Annotated in this window: 17 protein-coding genes; 4 read left to right on the forward strand and 13 right to left on the reverse strand. The window is 44.6% G+C overall.

What is annotated here, in order from left to right; all coding sequences use genetic code 11:
• Positions 1-6: 6 nt before the first annotated feature.
• The 9 genes from AV939_RS13275 to murJ form a co-directional block, all read right to left on the reverse strand.
• Positions 7-570 carry a PilX N-terminal domain-containing pilus assembly protein gene (locus AV939_RS13275; protein ID WP_057790657.1) on the reverse strand — a complete coding sequence of 188 codons (564 nt, stop codon included), beginning with the start codon at positions 568-570 and terminating at the stop codon, positions 7-9.
• Positions 567-1,412, reverse strand: a complete 846-nt coding sequence (locus AV939_RS13280) for a PilW family protein (RefSeq protein WP_082604874.1) — start codon at positions 1,410-1,412, stop codon at positions 567-569. The genes AV939_RS13275 and AV939_RS13280 overlap by 4 nt, the downstream gene beginning before the upstream one ends.
• Positions 1,409-2,041 (reverse strand): prepilin-type N-terminal cleavage/methylation domain-containing protein, encoded by a 633-nt coding sequence (locus AV939_RS13285; protein ID WP_057790655.1) that lies wholly within the window; start codon positions 2,039-2,041, stop codon positions 1,409-1,411. The genes AV939_RS13280 and AV939_RS13285 overlap by 4 nt, the downstream gene beginning before the upstream one ends.
• A gap of 205 nt (positions 2,042-2,246) precedes the next feature.
• Positions 2,247-3,191: a 4-hydroxy-3-methylbut-2-enyl diphosphate reductase gene (gene ispH / locus AV939_RS13290; RefSeq protein ID WP_057790653.1), complete on the reverse strand. Its 945-nt coding sequence runs from the start codon at positions 3,189-3,191 to the stop codon at positions 2,247-2,249.
• Between the two features lie 2 nt (positions 3,192-3,193).
• Complete coding sequence (gene fkpB, locus AV939_RS13295) at positions 3,194-3,661, reverse strand: FKBP-type peptidyl-prolyl cis-trans isomerase (protein ID WP_057790651.1); 468 nt, start codon at positions 3,659-3,661, stop codon at positions 3,194-3,196.
• Between the two features lie 11 nt (positions 3,662-3,672).
• Positions 3,673-4,218, reverse strand: a complete 546-nt coding sequence (gene lspA, locus AV939_RS13300) for a signal peptidase II (RefSeq protein WP_057790649.1) — start codon at positions 4,216-4,218, stop codon at positions 3,673-3,675.
• Positions 4,211-7,030, reverse strand: coding sequence for an isoleucine--tRNA ligase (ileS, locus tag AV939_RS13305; protein WP_057790646.1), 2,820 nt, complete (start codon positions 7,028-7,030; stop codon positions 4,211-4,213). Before ileS ends, lspA begins: the two co-directional genes overlap by 8 nt.
• 109 nt (positions 7,031-7,139) lie before the next feature.
• A complete protein-coding gene (ribF, locus tag AV939_RS13310; RefSeq protein ID WP_057790644.1) occupies positions 7,140-8,060 on the reverse strand; it encodes a bifunctional riboflavin kinase/FAD synthetase in 921 nt (306 codons plus the stop codon).
• A gap of 76 nt (positions 8,061-8,136) precedes the next feature.
• Positions 8,137-9,693, reverse strand: a complete 1,557-nt coding sequence (gene murJ, locus AV939_RS13315; protein ID WP_057790642.1) for a murein biosynthesis integral membrane protein MurJ — start codon at positions 9,691-9,693, stop codon at positions 8,137-8,139.
• A 377-nt stretch (positions 9,694-10,070) separates the two neighbouring features.
• On the opposite strand from murJ, the gene rpsT reads away from it, so the two are divergent.
• A complete protein-coding gene (gene rpsT / locus AV939_RS13320) occupies positions 10,071-10,334 on the forward strand; it encodes a 30S ribosomal protein S20 (protein WP_013783316.1) in 264 nt (87 codons plus the stop codon).
• 91 nt (positions 10,335-10,425) lie between these two features.
• Here the strand turns inward: rpsT and AV939_RS13325 are convergent, their stop codons facing one another.
• The 4 genes from AV939_RS13325 to AV939_RS13340 are packed head-to-tail and all read right to left on the reverse strand — an operon-like array spanning position 10,426 to position 14,085.
• Positions 10,426-11,178: an SDR family oxidoreductase gene (locus tag AV939_RS13325; RefSeq protein ID WP_057790639.1), complete on the reverse strand. Its 753-nt coding sequence runs from the start codon at positions 11,176-11,178 to the stop codon at positions 10,426-10,428.
• Entirely contained in the window at positions 11,175-12,251 is a 1,077-nt protein-coding gene (locus AV939_RS13330; protein ID WP_061997805.1) for a phosphotransferase family protein, read from the reverse strand. Before AV939_RS13330 ends, AV939_RS13325 begins: the two co-directional genes overlap by 4 nt.
• Positions 12,252-12,254: 3 nt before the next feature.
• Positions 12,255-13,124 (reverse strand): SDR family oxidoreductase, encoded by an 870-nt coding sequence (locus AV939_RS13335; protein WP_057796022.1) that lies wholly within the window; start codon positions 13,122-13,124, stop codon positions 12,255-12,257.
• 43 nt (positions 13,125-13,167) lie between these two features.
• Entirely contained in the window at positions 13,168-14,085 is a 918-nt protein-coding gene (locus AV939_RS13340) for a bile acid:sodium symporter family protein (protein WP_057790635.1), read from the reverse strand.
• A 213-nt stretch (positions 14,086-14,298) separates the two neighbouring features.
• Here AV939_RS13340 and AV939_RS13345 point away from each other — a divergent pair, with 213 nt between their 5' ends.
• The 3 genes from AV939_RS13345 to AV939_RS13355 all read left to right on the forward strand — a co-directional run bounded on the left by AV939_RS13345 (position 14,299) and on the right by AV939_RS13355 (position 17,984).
• Positions 14,299-15,204 (forward strand): LysR family transcriptional regulator, encoded by a 906-nt coding sequence (locus tag AV939_RS13345; protein ID WP_197427680.1) that lies wholly within the window; start codon positions 14,299-14,301, stop codon positions 15,202-15,204.
• Between the two features lie 114 nt (positions 15,205-15,318).
• On the forward strand, positions 15,319-16,119 hold the full coding sequence (locus AV939_RS13350) for a UDP-2,3-diacylglucosamine diphosphatase (protein ID WP_057790634.1): 801 nt from the start codon (positions 15,319-15,321) through the stop codon (positions 16,117-16,119).
• 128 nt (positions 16,120-16,247) lie between these two features.
• Complete coding sequence (locus tag AV939_RS13355) at positions 16,248-17,984, forward strand: GNAT family N-acyltransferase (protein WP_061997806.1); 1,737 nt, start codon at positions 16,248-16,250, stop codon at positions 17,982-17,984.
• The last annotated feature ends 1 nt before the right edge of the window (position 17,985 follow it).

Consider the following 17,985-nt stretch of genomic DNA (forward strand, 5'->3'; position numbering starts at 1 on the left):
CTCTTTTTATTGTGATGCAGGGCCAAACACTGATGCCGCTAGAGAGTTCGCAACCACCGTAGATTTACTACCTACTTTGCCGCAGCCTCTAATAATAAACACGTGGCAATTTACGTTGCTACCACCAATCACGTTGCTTGAGCCACGACACGCTTGCTCTCTTATAAACGCAGTACGAGACCAACTCTTGGTACTTGCCATTGTTTGATAAGTACCATTTGTTGTGTGTTCATTGCCCCATGAGAGACCACCTTCGGTCATGTACCTATCAGTCCATTCATTTTCATCGAAGCAGCTCATTGCTTCTGTTTCTGGATCGTAGGGATCAAGCTGGCGTGCCGCAGAAAGAGGATCTACTTTAGTGTCATCTTGTAATAGCGATTCATCCTCTGACTCAAAAAACACTCCCGCAATAGCCGCTTCTGCCGCGTCGAACGCTAGCCCAGTCTGTTGCATCGACATTGCCATTTTAGATTGGGACAAACTGCTGGTTACCGCGCTTACGCCTAAAATAGTAAGGGAGAGCAGCACTAACAATGCAAACACCATTACTAATCCACGCTGTTTCATTGAATGCTCCTAACAAAGTTTTTCATATTTCGAAGTGACACGGTTTTAGTAAAGACCTGATAATAATGGGTCGAGTCTAGCGTGACTTGATTCTCGTTTAGTAAGGCAAATGTAGGGGCTGAGGTTTGCTGTACTTGGTTTTGATAGCTTTTAAGTAAGATAGCCCAGCGCAACGCAACCACCTGTTGATTCTGTGCTCGTAGCGCTGCCAACCTATCTGCCGTCACATAGGTTATCGCTTGCCCGTTGGAATTCTCAGCAACATCACTAACGCCATATTGAAGCTGGAAGTTACTGACATTGTCTAGCAAGGTCACAGTATTCGGTGAAACCGATTGTGTTTTAAGGCCCCGTAATACTCGACCGTCGTAGCCTGTACATCTAAATTCATTGCCGCTAACGTAGTATCGGTTTACCACATGAAACTCATCATCGGCAGCGTAGCCATGTTTACTGCCCGTACAATCTGCAAGTGCAAGTAAACTCACCACTAACTCATCACTTGCGCCACTCGATGCTTGCGTGCTCCCGAGCGTGGCATTTGAGGCAAAGTCTCCGGCCAAACCAATCGGCCTATTTTCAATAAATCCAGCCTCCGCCACCGTATCAACTGAATCATCGATAGAAGCAACAATAGTGTCGTAGCGACCAATTTCGTAAAATTCACTACTGAGCCGGCTAGTTATATAACGTCCAGATTCCTGAACCTGTGACACCGCTTGATTAAGCTTATTCGTTACACTGCTACTCACTAATACCTGAATTATAGCGCCAGATATAACCAACCCTAACGCCAATGAAATCATTAATTCTACAAGAGAAAAACCCTGTGCACGCTTCACAAGGTTAAATCCTTTATTACGCAGGCATTACTGTCTGATTCATTTGGATTGCAACGCGTATTCAAGGTATAAGATTGATTACCTGCTGATGATACTGGCCACGCTAGAATAACTTGCAATCGTGAGCCCGCACTGCAACTGTAAACATCCGCGGCGTTATTATCTGCACAGGTTAACGATAATGTAGTTTGAGGGTTAGTTTGCACTGCTGCGCATGAAAGTGCCCAGCCATCGTATTTCGCCATATCCTGCTCGTTGCAGGTGGCCGTTTCGCAATTGGGCACCCCAGTAGGGCGACTCAAACAAAAACATTTGTATGGGTGAGTAGCACCTGAACAACTAAGCCCGTTAAAATTGTAGTTGCTTGCATTAAAATATTGGTTGTTGACCACAATGCCATCCCCTACCGTTGCCACGCGCGCAGCAGCACGCAAACGTTCAGCTACCTGAGCTGCAACAAATTCGCTTTGCGTACGGCTAATCGCATCTTTGTTGGCAAACGAACCGGTGAATTGAAGTGCGGCCACACCGAGTAAACCAATAGCAAGAATGAACATAGTGACAAGGACCTCTATAAGGCCAACGCCTTGTTGGTTACCTAATCCACTAGTGTTTATCGTTTGATTCATAGTCCCTGCATTGCACGGTGGCATTCACGCTAAAATTTAGACACAACCTTATGTTTAGCATTCTATGCTAAAAATTTCTTGCCCAAGGTATTAGCAACCATAAAACGTATAAGATTGTATTACCATTAGACGATAGCGTAAAAAAAAGCACCGCATATCAATGCAGTGCTTTCAAATGCAACCCAATTTTTATACCTAAACGGCGTTAGCTTACTTGTTTAACTCTAAGCTCTTTGGGAACCGCGAATTCAACATTTTCTTCTCGGCCTGCACGTTCAGAGGCAGATACCGCACCCCATGCTTTAAGCCTATCAACCACGCCTTGCACTAGCACCTCAGGTGCTGAAGCTCCGGCAGTCACACCTATGTGTTCAACGCCTTCAAGCCAGCTTTCCTGAATGCAATTCGCATCGGCAATTAAGTGCGCTTTTGCACCAATCTTTTCGGCTAGCTCACGTAAGCGATTTGAATTTGAGCTATTTTGCGCACCCACTACCAATAATACTTGGCAGTCTTGAGACAAATCCCGCACGGCGTCTTGACGATTTTGTGTGGCATAGCAAATATCGTCTTTACGAGGCCCTTGAATATCAGGGAAACGTTCACGTAATGCATCAATGACATCTGCGGTGTCATCAACTGACAACGTCGTTTGGCTACAGTAATAGAGGTTTTTGGCGTCCTTCACTTCAAGGGTCGCCACATCAGCCTCAGACTCAACAAGGTAAATCCCACCCTCATTGTTACTGTACTGCCCCATCGTACCCTCTACTTCAGGGTGCCCTGCATGGCCAATCAAAATACACTCAGTGCCTGTTTTACTCGCACGGGTCACTTCCATATGCACTTTAGTCACCAACGGACAAGTAGCGTCAAATACCTTTAAGCCTCGATTTTCAGCTTCTTTTCTTACTGCTTGAGAAACCCCATGGGCAGAAAAGATAACAATGCAGTTATCGGGCACTTCATGCAATTCATCTACAAAAATAGCGCCACGCTCACGTAGCCCATCTACCACAAATTTATTGTGAACGACTTCATGGCGAACATAGATAGGCGGCTCAAATATTTCGAGCGCTCTTTCTACAATAGTGATGGCTCTGTCTACACCGGCACAAAAGCCACGAGGGTTAGCGAGATGAATTTGCATAATTACTGGTCACCTTCTGGAGTAGGTGCGGCTTTCACATCAACTATTTCAACATCGAAAATAACCGTTTGCCCAGCTAATGGGTGGTTAAAATCAACCGTGATAGAGTCGCCCGCTACACTTCTGATAATACCGGGTATTTCTGAGCCATCTGGCTGAGAAAATGCAAGAATAGCACCTTCTTGAATTTCTAAATCAGCACCAAATCGGCTTCTATCCATGTAATGGATATTATTTGGGTTAGGCTCACCAAAGGCATCGTTCGCAGCTAGCGTAAATGATTTCTTTTCACCTTTTTGAAGCCCTAATAAGCAAGCTTCAAAGTTGGGGGTAAGACTACCGTCACCCATTACCATTTTCGCAGGCTTATTGTTTACACGGGTGCTGTCAGCGGCTGAGCCATCTTCAAGTTTTAAATCAAAGTGAAGTATAACTTCGCTGTCAGAACCAATAATAAGGTTGTCGGTCATTGTGGCTCCGGTTACTGCTTTGACGTATTGGCTGAATCGGCGCTTTTATGCTTCTCACCGTTCTTGAACATATCAATAATTAAAAGGGCTGCACCAATAAATATAGCGCTATCGGCAATATTGAAGGCAGGCCAGTGCATGTTGTTTACGTGAAAATCGAGAAAATCGATAACGTACCCATGCACTAAACGATCGTACACATTACCTAGCGCGCCACCTAATATAAAAGAAAAGGCGACAGGCAACAGGGTTTGGTTTTTAGGCGATTGTTTCAACCACCATAAAATAACCACACTGACAACAGTCGCGATGGCAGTAAAAAACCATCGCTGCCAGCCACCGGCACTATCAAGAAAGCTAAACGCTGCGCCATAATTATGTACGTACGTTAAATTGAAAAACGGTAATACCTCTATTGATTGATAAAGTGACATACCGCCTAACACTGCGTACTTACTAACTTGGTCGAGCACGAAAGCAATTAGGGTTATCCAAAGAAACCGTAAACCGGTTTCACTGAATAGCTTAGGCTTGGTATCCGCCGAAGTATTAAGCATACTGACGCGTTTCCCCTTCGCCATCAATGTTAGTTACACAACGGCCACATAGCTCTTCATGCCCTTCGTGGGTACCAACATCTTCGCGATGGTGCCAACAACGAACACATTTGTCGCCGCTTGCTTTGTTTACGCTTAACCATAGGCCTTCAACATCGGTAGCAGCAGCATTGTCTGGTGCGCTGTCTACTTTTGTCAGGTTCACTGCTGATGTAATCAATACAAAGCGCAATTCATCTTCAAGTGAGGCCAAGGTGTTAAACAAAGACTCTGTAGCATACAGGTCAATCTTCGCTTCTAACGAGCCGCCTAGCTGACCATCTTTACGAGCTTGCTCCATGGCTTGGTTAGCTGCGTCTTTCACGCTTAATACCTGATGCCAAAGTTCATCGTTAAATACGTCGCTTTGGGTGAAGCTGTTAAAGCCTTCGTACCAGGTTTCGGTAAACACAAATTCACTACGCTCGCCCGGTAAAGCTTCCCAAATCTCTTGCGCTGTAAAGCTTGTGATTGGTGCCATCCAGCGAACTAACGCTTCCATAATATGGTAAAGCGCAGTTTGGCAAGAACGACGTGCATTGCCGTCTGATTTCGCCGTGTACTGTCTGTCTTTAATCACGTCTAGGTAGAAAGAACCCAACTCGATTGAGCAGAAGTGCATTAGCTTTTGCGTTACTACTAGCAAGTCATACTTTTCAAACGCTTCAACAAGTTCTTCCTGTAGTGCTTTAGCACGGGCTACAATCCAGCGATCCAGTGCCACCATCTCTTCTTCTGGCAAAGCATCTTCTGGCACAAAGCCATTAAGGTTTGCCAATAAGAAACGTGAAGTATTACGTAGGCGGCGATATGCATCAGCAGCACGTTTTAGAATTTCATCAGATACCGCAATTTCACCGCGGTAATCGGTAGAAGCAACCCATAGACGAAGAATGTCTGCGCCTAGTTTGTTCGTTACTTCTTGCGGCGCAACAACGTTACCAACCGACTTCGACATCTTTCTGCCGTGGGCATCAACGGTAAAGCCGTGGGTTAATACTTCTTTGTAAGGCGCATGGCCATGCATAGCAGTAGATGTCATAAGTGATGACATAAACCAACCACGGTGTTGGTCTGACCCTTCAAGGTACAAATCGGCGCTAGCTGGAATGTCTTCACGTTGATCAACCACAAAGTAATGCGTTACACCTGAGTCGAACCATACGTCTAGGGTATCGGTCACTTTATCGTAGTTATCGGCTTCGCTACCTAGTAGTGCAGCATCGTCGATATCCCACCAAGCTTGAATGCCTTTGGTTTCAACTTCAGCGGCCACTTTTTCCATAAGTGCAACCGACTCAGGATGAAGTTCACCGGTAAGCTTGTGCACGTATAATGGAATTGGCACACCCCATGTACGTTGGCGAGAAATACACCAATCTGGGCGACCTTCTACCATTTTCTGGATGCGGTTTTCGCCCCACTCTGGGATCCACTTGGTTTGCTTAATTTGTTCGATTGACTCAGCACGTAGGCCCTTTTTGTCCATGCTGATGAACCACTGCGGCGTAGCACGAAAAATAATAGGCGTTTTATGGCGCCAGCAATGGGGGTAGCTGTGCTCGTATTTCACGTTAAGCACTAGGTTACCGTGCTCTTTTACCGTTTCAACAATGGTATCGTTGGCTTTAAATACGAACTGGCCAGCAAACAAAGGGGTGTTTTCTAAATACACACCGTTATTACCAACTGGGTTGTACACTTCAATGTCGTATTGTTTACCTACATTGAAATCGTCAACACCGTGAGCAGGCGCGGTATGAACACAACCAGTGCCTGATTCAGTGGTAACGTGCTCGCCTAAAATAAGCGGTACTTTTAAATCTAAGAACGGATGATTAACCAATAATCGCTCTAGGCTTGAACCTACACAGGTCGCCACTTCACGATATTCTTCAATACCGTAGCGCGTCATGCAGCTTTCAAGTAAGTCTTGTGCTACTACTAACCATTCGCTGGTCGACGTAATTTCAACAATCGCGTAGGTTAATTCTGGGTGCAAGCTGATGGCGCGGTTTGCAGGCAATGTCCACGGTGTGGTTGTCCAGATAACAACACCGGTTTTATGCGCAGTTAAATCTTCACTACTTACACCAAACGCAGCCGCGATAGCGTCTACATCAGCAACAGGGAATTTCACATCGATAGCAGGTGAAATTTTGTCTTGGTATTCTACTTCTGCTTCTGCCAACGCAGAACCACAGTCAGTACACCAGTGAACAGGCTTGAAGCCTTTTTCTAAATGGCCTGATTTAACCACTTTACCCAGTGCGCGAATAATGTCTGCTTCTGAGCGAAAATCCATGGTTTTATAAGGATTATCCCACGTACCAAACACGCCAAGGCGTTTGAAGTCAGCCATTTGGCCGTCAATTTGACGTTGTGCGTATTCACGGCACTTTTGGCGAAACTCAGCAGCCGTCACTTTTTTGCCAGGCTTACCAACTTTCTTTTCTACCATTAATTCGATAGGCAAACCGTGACAGTCCCAACCCGGCACATAAGGCGAGTCGAAATCTGACAAGGTTTTAGACTTAACAATAATGTCTTTCAGAATTTTATTTACTGCGTGACCAATATGAATATCGCCGTTTGCGTACGGAGGGCCATCATGAAGAATGAAAGGCTTCTTACCTTTCTTCGCTTCTCTAATCTTTGTGTATACCCCTTTTTCTTGCCAGTCTTTAAGCATTTTAGGCTCACGCTGAGCAAGGTTACCGCGCATTGGAAAGGCGGTTTCAGGTAGGTTTAATGTGGCTTTATAATCACTCATATAATTGTATTATCCGGTTACCTTTAATAATACCCAACGCCTCGTTAGGCGTTGTATAGGCTTGCATTGGTCGACGCTATGATAAGCGTGGTGACTTTATCACGTTTCACTATTCTAATAACAGGCGCGCCTTAGCGGCATCGGCCTGAATTTGTGCTTTTAGTATCTCAAACGAGTCAAATTTCTGTTCATCTCGTATTTTTGCAACAGGAAACACGGTCATTGGTTTCCCATACAGGTCGGCTGACATATCGAAGATATGCACTTCTAATTGGTTTCGCACACCATTTAACGTGGGACGAGTGCCTATGTTTGCCACACCATTGAATTTCTTTCCATCTACGGCAACGTGTACTGCAAATACACCGTGAATAGGCGCCCTGCAACGTTTCAGCATGACATTCGCGGTAGGAAACCCTATGGTCCGCCCTTTCTTTTCACCATGAACCACGCGGCCATATACAGCAAACGGCCTACCTAACATTTCTTCGGCAAGCGCAAAATCAGAGTCAGCGAGGGCTTCGCGTACTGCAGTAGAGCTAATGCGATGTGCATGCATCATAAAGCTTTGTGTGCTAACCACTTCAAAGCCGTACTTTTGCCCAGCGGCTTGCAGCATGGCAAAGTCGCCCTGACGACCTTGTCCAAAGCGAAAGTCATCGCCTACCACAAGAAATTTAACGCCTAACTTATCCACCAGCAAATCATGCACGAAGGTATCGGCACTTTGACTAGCAAAGGCTCTGTTGAAACGCACTGCCAATAAACGATTGACGCCCTGCTGTTTCAGCAATTCGTACTTTTCACGCAATGGACTAATTCGAGCTGGCGCAGTGTCAGGCGTAAATACTTCCTCAGGTTGAGGTTCGAACACCATCACTGTAGCCGGCAACCCAAGTGCTTTGGCTTTTTGAAGCACATTACCCAGTACTGCCTGATGGCCCAAGTGCACACCATCAAATTTCCCGATGGTAAGTACACACCCACTGTGCTGCGGTTTTACGTTGTTAAGCCCGCGGATAAATTCCACAATTAGCCACTGCCTTTAGTTACTACTGAAAATTCAAAGCTCGCGATTATAAACGACCCAGCACGGAATACCAATATTACCCGCCCCCACTTTTGAAATGACGACGCCTTGCACCTAATAAAATCATGCATGAAAAGAAGGCAGCTGCAGATAATGCGATAGTTATAGCAACATCCATTACTTGTACTATCCATTCAAGGTCGAAAAATTCCACGCCCTTATCACGATAAAAAATCACCGCCCCCATTACCGTACTGGCAATAAGCACGCGAAGTATGAACATCACGGACGTACGGCTAAGCACAAAAACACCTTGCTTGTGCAGGGTAATATACAGCAGTGCGGCGTTCAGCGTGGCCGACATGCTAGTGGCAATGGCTAGGCCAATATAGCCAAAGGGAATAGCTAACAGATTAAACACCATGTTTGCCGCCATGCACCAAATACCAAATCTAACGGGGGTTTTGGTGTCTTGTCTCGAGTAAAACCCTGGCGCGAGTACCTTTACTAACATGAAACTAAGCAAGCCGAAGGCATAAGCTGTTAATGAATAAGACGCCATAGTAGCGGTTTCAGCCGTAAAGGCGCCCCGCTGAAATATCACCGTTAAAATTGGCCTGGCCATTGTCGCCAGTCCTACTGCAGCTGGAATACCCAGTAAGCACACCATGCGAAACGCCCAATCTATGTTTGCTGAAAAGGCTTTCGGATCTTTACTCACATGATTACGTGACAGCGCAGGCAATATTACGGTAGCGATGGCGATACCAAACAGCCCTAACGGAAATTCAAGCAAGCGGTCGGAGTAGTACAGCCAGCTAATAGAGCCCGTCATAAGGAAGCTGGCAATGAAAGTATCGAACAATAAGTTAATTTGCCCCACCGATACCCCGAATAAAGCAGGGATCATAAGGGTGCGTACCTTAACAACGTTTTCATCTCGCCAACCCCATTTAGGCTTAACTAATAAACCCGCCCGATACAGAAACGGCAATTGAAAGGCAAGTTGTACTATGCCACCTATAAAGACCCCCCACGCTAATGCAAAGGCGGGTTGGTCCATATCGGGGGCTAAAAATACTGCACAGGCAATAATACATACGTTGAGTAGCACGGGTGTAAACGCTGCCACTGCAAATTTATTTAGTGTATTTAATATAGCCCCAGCCAGCCCAGTTAATGATACAAAGGCAAGATACGGAAAGGTGATTTTTAACATAGTAGAGGCGAGTAAGAATTTATCGCCCGCTTCATCGCCCTGCATCCACGCAATGAACCAGCCTGTGCCAAATAACGCGGCTAAAACAGGGGATGCTATTACACCAATAAGAGAAACGATAAATACTATGGCTCCGAGTGTGCCGGATATTTTAGCGACAAACGCTTTAAGCTCTGCTTTCTCGTGATTTTGGTGTACTTCGGTTAATACCGGAATAAATGCTTGCGCGAATGCACCTTCGGCAAATAAGCGGCGCAGGAAGTTAGGAATTTTATTTGCAAAGAAAAACACGTCGGCGGCGGCGCCATCCCCCATTAGCTTTGCGACTACCACATCTCGCACTAGCCCTAATACGCGGGATATCAATGTCATTACACTGACAATAAGGCCTGATTTTAATAACTTCCGTGACACTAAGACTATTCCAATAAATGCATTTCATTCAGTTAAGCGCTCAATCATAACGAAACCCCGCAAAGGGCGAAACGTATTATTCAAAATATAAGTGCATCTCATGAATTTTTTTTGCTATAATCCGCGCCCGTTGTGGGTATGGTTTCGTGCTGTTCCATCTGTACATGAGTACATAGCCATTTCGTTCTGCACTTTTTATGTAGCGCTTATTAGCTTTTTACTAAGAACAGGACGAAAAACCAAAGCATTCGATAAACATCTTATTTAATGTAGAAATTAACTTTCTACTTATTGGGTTAAATCGTTTGACTTTTGGCTGGATGATAGGCAAAATCCGCACCCTCGTTTTTGACATGAATTTATTTGGGAGTTACACCTTGGCTAACATCAAGTCTGCTAAGAAACGTGCAATCCAAGCCGAAAAGCGTCGCCAGCATAACGCTAGCCGTCGCTCCATGACTCGTACAAGCTTGAAGAAAGTAGTAGCTGCTATCGCTAGTGGTGATAAAGAAGGTGCACAAACTGCATTTGCTGCTGCAACTCCGATTCTTGACAGAATGGCTACTAAAGGTTTGATTCACAAGAATAAAGCTGCTCGTCACAAGAGCCGCCTAGCTGCACAAATTAAAGCTTTAGCTTAAATTTTACAGTTAGTAAAAAAGCGCCTATTGGCGCTTTTTTTGTGCCTTTTATTTGAGGCTTTTATCAAAACCTTTTATCAGAACCTTAGCCCTAACTCATTTTGCGAATGGTGCTAGAAGGCGCAACACGTAGTATCCAATGTAATAACGCCCACGGCCAACTTGGCACATAAGACACTGCTTTTTCCTTATTAATCGCTTTTACCAACGCTTTACAGCCGGTCTCAGTATCGACAATAAACGGTACTTTCTCTACGGTTTCATTAATTTCGGTACGAATAAACCCTGGATGAACACAGCTCACCTTAATTGGTGTATTCATCACATCCAAACGAATACCCTCTGTCATCGACGTAAGCCCTGCTTTAGTGGCCGCATACACTGTCATGGCTCGCCTAAAGCCTCTTACCGCACTAATTGATGAAATCGTCACTAGGTGACCTGCATTTTGCGCTCTAAAAATGGTCATGGCCGCTTCGGCTTGTGCAAGTGCTGCCACAAAATTAGTCTCTGCGGTTTGCTTATTCGCATTAAAAAAACCCGTGCCAATAGAGGCACCTTTACCCATTCCCGCGTTGATGATAACTCTATCGAGTTGCCCCATCTCTTGTTTAAATGCGTCAAACACTTCAAAAACCGCGTTGTGGTCGTTCACGTCAAGCGACTTAATTAGCACCTTGATGTTAGGGTTTACTGCTAGTAGTTCACTTCTAAGCGCCTCTAGGCGGTCTAAACGCCTTGCGCACAATGCTAAGTTGCTTCCTTGCTTTGCGAACTCCGCCGCCATTCCTTTACCAAGGCCTGAGCTAGCCCCCGTGATCAGAATATTTTGTCTTGTTGTCATTTTCTTTTTCCTGATTTACGAATGGCCTTTTTACAACGCCACATTAAATAATGAATGAATATCCAAAAGTTTTTAAACGCTGGGTTATTGGTTTGCCCATGGTGATAGCGGTAGTAGATTTGCTGTGCAATACCCGCTAAACGAAACAAGCCATACACTTCATAGAAAGTGAAATCATCAACGTCAATATCCATTTGCTTGCAGTAATAAGCCACCACTTCATCTCGTGTCATCATGCCTTTTAGATGAGTGGGCTGCCTACGTGTAGATTGAGCGAGAAAATCATCATCTGCATTAACCCAATAGGCCAACGTATTGCCCAAGTCCATCAAGGGATCGCCAAGAGTGGCCAACTCCCAATCAAGCACACCTAAAATTTTGGTGTAGTCGTTAGGATCTAACACCACATTGTCGAATCTAAAATCGTTGTGAGTAATGCAAATACGCTCTTCACTTGGCATATTAGCTTTAAGCCAGCGCATAACACCTTTGCCCGAAGGGACATTCCAAGTTTTTGCTTTGGTGTAGCGCTCACTCCAGCCGGTAATTTGGCGTTCTATATAACCGCTACCTTTGCCAATAGTGTCTAAACCTGCCGCTTTATAGTCAACTTTGTGCAGCTCTATTAAGCTATCAAGTACATTTTTGCACAACTGACGCGTCTGCTCTGGAGAGGTCTTTAAATCGCGAGGAAGATTCTTACGGGGAATAACGCCAGTCAGCTTTTCCATGATATAGAATTCTGTACCAATCACGGCTTCATCATCGCAATACGCTAGCATGTCAGGCACATAACTATAAACCGGCTTCAGCGCGGCTTGAAGACGATATTCACGCCCCATATCATGCGCACCTTTCGCTTTAGTGCCCGCGGGTGCACGGCGTAATATTAACGACGTATTGTCGTATTCAAGACAGTAGGTCCAGTTAGACGCACCGCCTGAATATTGTGTCACCCTAGGTGTGCCGATAAGGTTTTGAATATGATTTTTCAGCCACCCATCGACAACATTAACGTCTAGTTCTTCGCCTTCTCTTACTGATACTGCTTTATCTAATACTGTATTCGTCATGGGTTACCGTCTTTCCATTGCACGTTTCATCGCTTTAGTTTGTTTTAGCATGTTATTAATATAGGTCTGGGTGGGTAATAGTTTTTTCATCAAAAATGCCCGTTTACCTAATTTGTGGGTAAGGATTAAAAACCGCTTTTGGGTAACCTGATCACAGATACTTTGCGCCACCTCTTCTTTAGTCATATCTGCTTTTTTAAAGAACCGCGCCATCATTTTATGCATGGCGGGGTTGTCGCTTCGCATCGACTCATCAAGGTTGGTTTTGAAAAAACTAGGGCACACCACGCTCACATCGATATTATCGGGAGCAAGCTCTAGCTTCATGGTTTCAGACAGTGATACCACAGCCGCCTTCACTGCGTTGTAACTGTTCATGTAAGGAATAGGCGTTAGCCCCGCTTGCGACGCTATATTTACAAAATAGCCCCCGCCCTGCGCTTTAAACAAAGGCAATATAGCCTTGCTGACACGCACCATACCTAGCAGGTTAATATCGAAAATCCATTTCCACTGGTCAATACTTTCATCACTTAAACTACCGCCAGACGCTACGCCAGCGTTGTTGAACACAAGATCAACACCGCCCCATTGTGCTTCTATAGCGCTAACCAAATTAGCGACTTCATCGTCTTGGGTAATGTCACATGGCTGATAGAAAGCCTCTGTACCTTTTTCTGTTAGTAAGGCAAGCGTTTCTAGCCCTCGCTCCTCATGGATATCAGCGATACATATTTTCAGTTTTTCGCCGCGTTTACTGTGCTCGTTAATTAATGCAAGTGCTATGGCTTGCCCTAGTCCCGTGGCGCCACCGGTAATAAGGATGCGTTTTTCTTTATCGTTTGTTTTTATATGACTTGTCTTTGTACCCATGTTTTTGTACTCGTATGTTTTGCTCTTATTGTTAGCGCTCAGCTTAGGCTTTTTGAGTAGCAAGTGGTTTGTCCTTACCTTCATCACCATCAGCGCTTTTAGTGGCATTTTTCAGGCGCTTCGACCATACAGCTAAAAGCCCAGGGCCTGCATACATGGTTAACCCATAAACTCCAGCCGCTACGGCAAATTCAGGAGAATTTAAGAAGGTAATACAAATTAACATGGCCAGCGCTGCGTTTTGCACACCCACTTCAATAGCCAGTGTAATACCGTCAATGTTCGACAATTTAAAGGCAAAAGCCAAAATAAGCCCCAGTATCACAGCTGAAATATTCAGGGCTAAGCATACTAGCAAGGCCTCTTCTAGTGACGCCATCAAGTTCGCCCGCTCACTAATTAATATGCCAATGATCATGGCAATCATGAACCATAATGAAAACGTTCTAAAAAAGCCCTCTACCTTAATAGAGAATGCAGGTTTGAAGTGCCGTATCGCCATACCAATGATGACAGGCACGATAGACACACATACCAAGCCGACGACGGTAGTAACAATGGAAAATGAAGGTGCGTTCTCACCAGCGAAATAGTCCATGGAATAGTGGATTATAAAAGGCGTTGAGAATACGCAAATAAAGGTAGATAGTGCTGTTAAACTTACAGATAACGCAAGGTTCGCTCGCCCAATATGACTTATTAAGTTGCTCATCGTGCCACCTGGACACGCTGATAAAATCATAATACCTATGGCCATTGCTGGATGAAGAGAAAATGCCATGCACAAGCCAAACGCCAATAAAGGCAGCAATACGGTTTGCCCCACCAGCCCCACTACGATGGCTTTAGGCGCTTTAAGTAGACGGGTGAAATCGGCTACCGTTAACGTAAGCCCCATACCAAACATCACGAAAGCCAAAGCCAGTGGAAGAAGTATTTCGGTAAAAATCGAGGCCTGCATATACACCCTTTTTATTGTAATAATAGTAAATAAGCCAGTTTACAAACTGCCACTAAACTTTCTGTGTAATGGCTGAAACTTCATTTTGGCAGCGATTTCCCCGCCCCACATGTAACAGTTTAGCTACAAAGTCACACTTTAATTAACATTAAATCCAGTGTAACCTCGATAAAAATAAATGAAAATGATACTTCTTTATGGAATTTCATAAATATGATGCATGGAAAAATAGATCTTAATTTGTTTTTTGTACTTAAAGCCGTGTATGAAGAAGAGAGTATTACTGCGGCCGCCAAAGCATTGCATCTAACGCAACCGGCCGTGAGTCATGCAATGTCACGTTTACGAGAAAAGTTTGATGATGAACTATTCGTGCGCCATAGCCGGCGGATGGTACCAACCCCTTTGTGCCAATCTATCATTCAACAGGTGAAAGAAGCCCTCTCGCATTTAGAGTCTACGCTGTCAGATCCCATTGATTTTGATATCAGCCGCTATAAAAGAGAAATTAAGTTAGGGTTAAGAGACATTCTTGAGTCAACCTTTCTACCCACGCTTATTCCCGAGCTTTTGCAAAATGCAGCAAATATTACCGTAACTAGTAGACGGGTTACCCGCCCTGAACTTGAAAACGCTCTTGCTAATAAAGAACTGGATATTGTTATCGATGCATTGGTGCCTACAGGCCCTGATATTCGTTCAACACTGGTATGCGACGAGCATTTCGTACTTATCTGTGCGCGAGAACACTCCATTTTAAAAGACAAAACGCTAGCGAATTATGTATCAGCATCACACGTTCTGGTTACCTTGAAAGACTCTCGATTAGATACGGTAGACTTAGCGCTTGCGAAACAAAACGCCACGCGACAATTTGCCCTGCAGTGCGAACATTACTTCGCTGCCGCAAGTGTAGTCAGTAAATCAGATTTATTACTTACCGTACCAAGTCGTTATGCACAGCAGATTACTAGCAGCCTGCCAGTTGCCGTTACCACACTGCCCTTTGACGTACCACTTATGCCCATTCACATGTATTGGCATCAGCAAGCTGATGAGGATTTAGTGAATAAGTGGATGCGAGAGAAGTTACTGGCGTTAGCCGATGAGCTTCTATAAGAACCAGAGTATGTAGAAAAGCTAGCTGTAACACTATCGTCAAACAAGCGTCACTATTTTGTCAATTAACCTCCATATAGTGGCGTTCCAAGGCAATCGCTTTGGGACCTTGCTATGAAAAAAACACATTACCGCACACTTTGGCTTTCTGACATTCATCTTGGCAATCGCGATTGCAAAGCTGAATACCTACTTTCGTTTTTAAACGGCGTCACTGTCGACACGCTTTATTTGGTTGGCGACATTGTCGATATGTGGCAAATGACAAAACAGTTTCGTTGGCCGCAAGCGCACAATCAAGTTATGCATAAGCTGATGGCCATGAGCCAAGATGGCACTCGCGTCGTTTATCTCCCAGGTAATCACGACGAGCCAATTCAGTCTTATTCCGGTATGGCGTTTGGTGATATCGAAATTGAGCGTCAACTTGTGCATACCACCGCCCAAGGCAAACGTTACCTTGTGTTACATGGCGATCAGTTTGATGGCGATGTCACCATGGGTAAATTTCATGCGTGGATTGGTGATAAAGGTTACGACCTATTGCTGTTTTTAAATCGCGAGTTCAATCGTTTTCGTAGTTGGCGTAAACGTGAGTATTGGTCACTTGCCGGTTACATTAAAAAACACATCAAAGGAGCAAACGAAGCGATTGCTCGCTACCGCGAGGCTTGTTGTTCACGGGCTGCAGAAATGGGGCTTGATGGTGTAATTTGCGGTCATATTCATCACCCTGAAAGCACAATGGAAAATGGCATCCACTATATTAACGACGGCGATTGGATGGAAAACTGTACTGCATTGGGTGAAGACGAAAATGGAAACCTATCCCTGATTTATTCCCTTGAGACCATGATCAAAGCAGATAACGTTACCCCATTAAAAGTGAAAAATTCACCATCAAGAGCAGCATAAGCATACCACTTAAACCCGCGTTTCATAATGCACGAAACGCGGGCCTCTGCATTGTCAGATAACTGACATCAAACTGTGTGAAAAACGTCATATTCCCCTGCTATTGTTCGCAAAAACCGAGAAAGACTATGTTTACAGTTGATGAAGTACTAAATAAACACTATCCCCAAGTGGCTAACAACCCCTTGTTGTTTAGGTCTTTATCGTTCGTGCTGCGCCACCTTTTGCATGAACGAGAAATAATAGAGTTCGGCGAAACTTACCCCCACTACGAAGATATCGACTTTGTAGAGCAGGTGCTTGAATACTTTAATATTAGTTACTCTACCCGCGATGTAGAGAAAGAGCGTATTCCATCACAAGGACGCGTGGTGATTATTGCCAATCACCCTATCGGCTCACTAGATGCCCTTGCATTAATCAAGCTGGTGAGTGAAGTTCGTCACGACTTAAAAGTAGTCGCGAACCAAATGCTCATGGCTATTGAGCCTTTGCACGACATGTTACTGCCAGTAAACAACATGCAAGGCGGTACGCCGAAGCAGCATTTAAGTGCTATACAAGAACACTTGCGTTCAGACGGCGCCATTTTAATATTTCCCGCGGGAGAAGTGTCACGACTACGACCTCAAGGAGTGCGAGATACGCTGTGGCATTCAGGCTTTTTACGCATAGCCCGACAAGCCAAATCTCCCATTCTCCCGGTTTATATCGATGCCAAAAATAGCCCGCTATTTTACGGAGTGTCTATGGTGTACAAACCTTTAGCCACTGCGCTGCTGGTAAAAGAGATGTTTAAGCAACGCAAGAAACACCTTCCTATGCGAATAGGCGAGCTTATTCCCTTTGAGTCTTACCAACAAACTAGCATAGCGCTTAAAGATCAGGTGAAACTATTTAAGCGCCACTTATATCGGATTGGCAGTAATAAAAAAGGCATTTTCGACACCCAAGCCCCTGTGGCCATGCCGGAAGACAGAAAAGAGCTTTCCCGTGCGATGAAGCAATGCGAACACTTAGGCCACACCAGTGATGGTCAGTCGATATATTTATACCAACATAAAAATTGCTCACCGATTATGCGTGAAATTGGCCGCTTGAGAGAAATTGCTTTTCGTGCAGTGGGCGAAGGCACGAACAAACGCCGTGATATAGACCAATACGACACCCATTATTACCATTTAATTTTATGGGATGAGAGTAATTTAGAAATAGTAGGGGCTTATCGATTTGGTGATGCTGAGTTATTGAGCAAACAAGATCACCCCACAGGTTTATATTCAGCCACCTTGTTCGATTATGGTACCGATGACAGTAACGCCGTCATGTTTGGTGCTGGATTGGAGCTGGGTAGAAGTTTTGTGCAACCCTGTTATTGGGGTAAACGCAGCCTAGATTATCTATGGGTGGGCATTGGTGCTTTTTTAAATCGTTACCCGAAGTACCGATATATGTTTGGGGCAGTATCATTAAGCAACGCTTATCCTCAGCCAGCTAAAGATTTGATAGTACAGTTTTACTCCATTTACTTCCCGGCCAAATTTGGCCAAGCTAAATCGAAACGCCCTTATCAAATGTCACAAGACGCCTTGTATACTTTTACCGGTAAAGACTATAAATCTGAGTTTACTCAGTTAAAGCATTTACTCGCTAATATGGGGGTTAATGTCCCAACTTTATACAAGCAATACAGTGAACTATCGAAGACTGGTGGAGTGGCCTTTCTCGATTTCAATGTAGATCCTGATTTTAACGACTGTATAGATGGCTTAGTCGTGGTTGATTTAGAAGCACTGACGCCCAAGAAAAAGGAACGGTATTTAGGGGCAACTCAATTAAAACCTGAACTAAAGAAGTCGGCGTAAA

The sequence above is a fragment of the Alteromonas sp. Mac1 genome (genome assembly GCF_001562125.1).
Classification (GTDB): domain Bacteria; phylum Pseudomonadota; class Gammaproteobacteria; order Enterobacterales; family Alteromonadaceae; genus Alteromonas; species Alteromonas stellipolaris.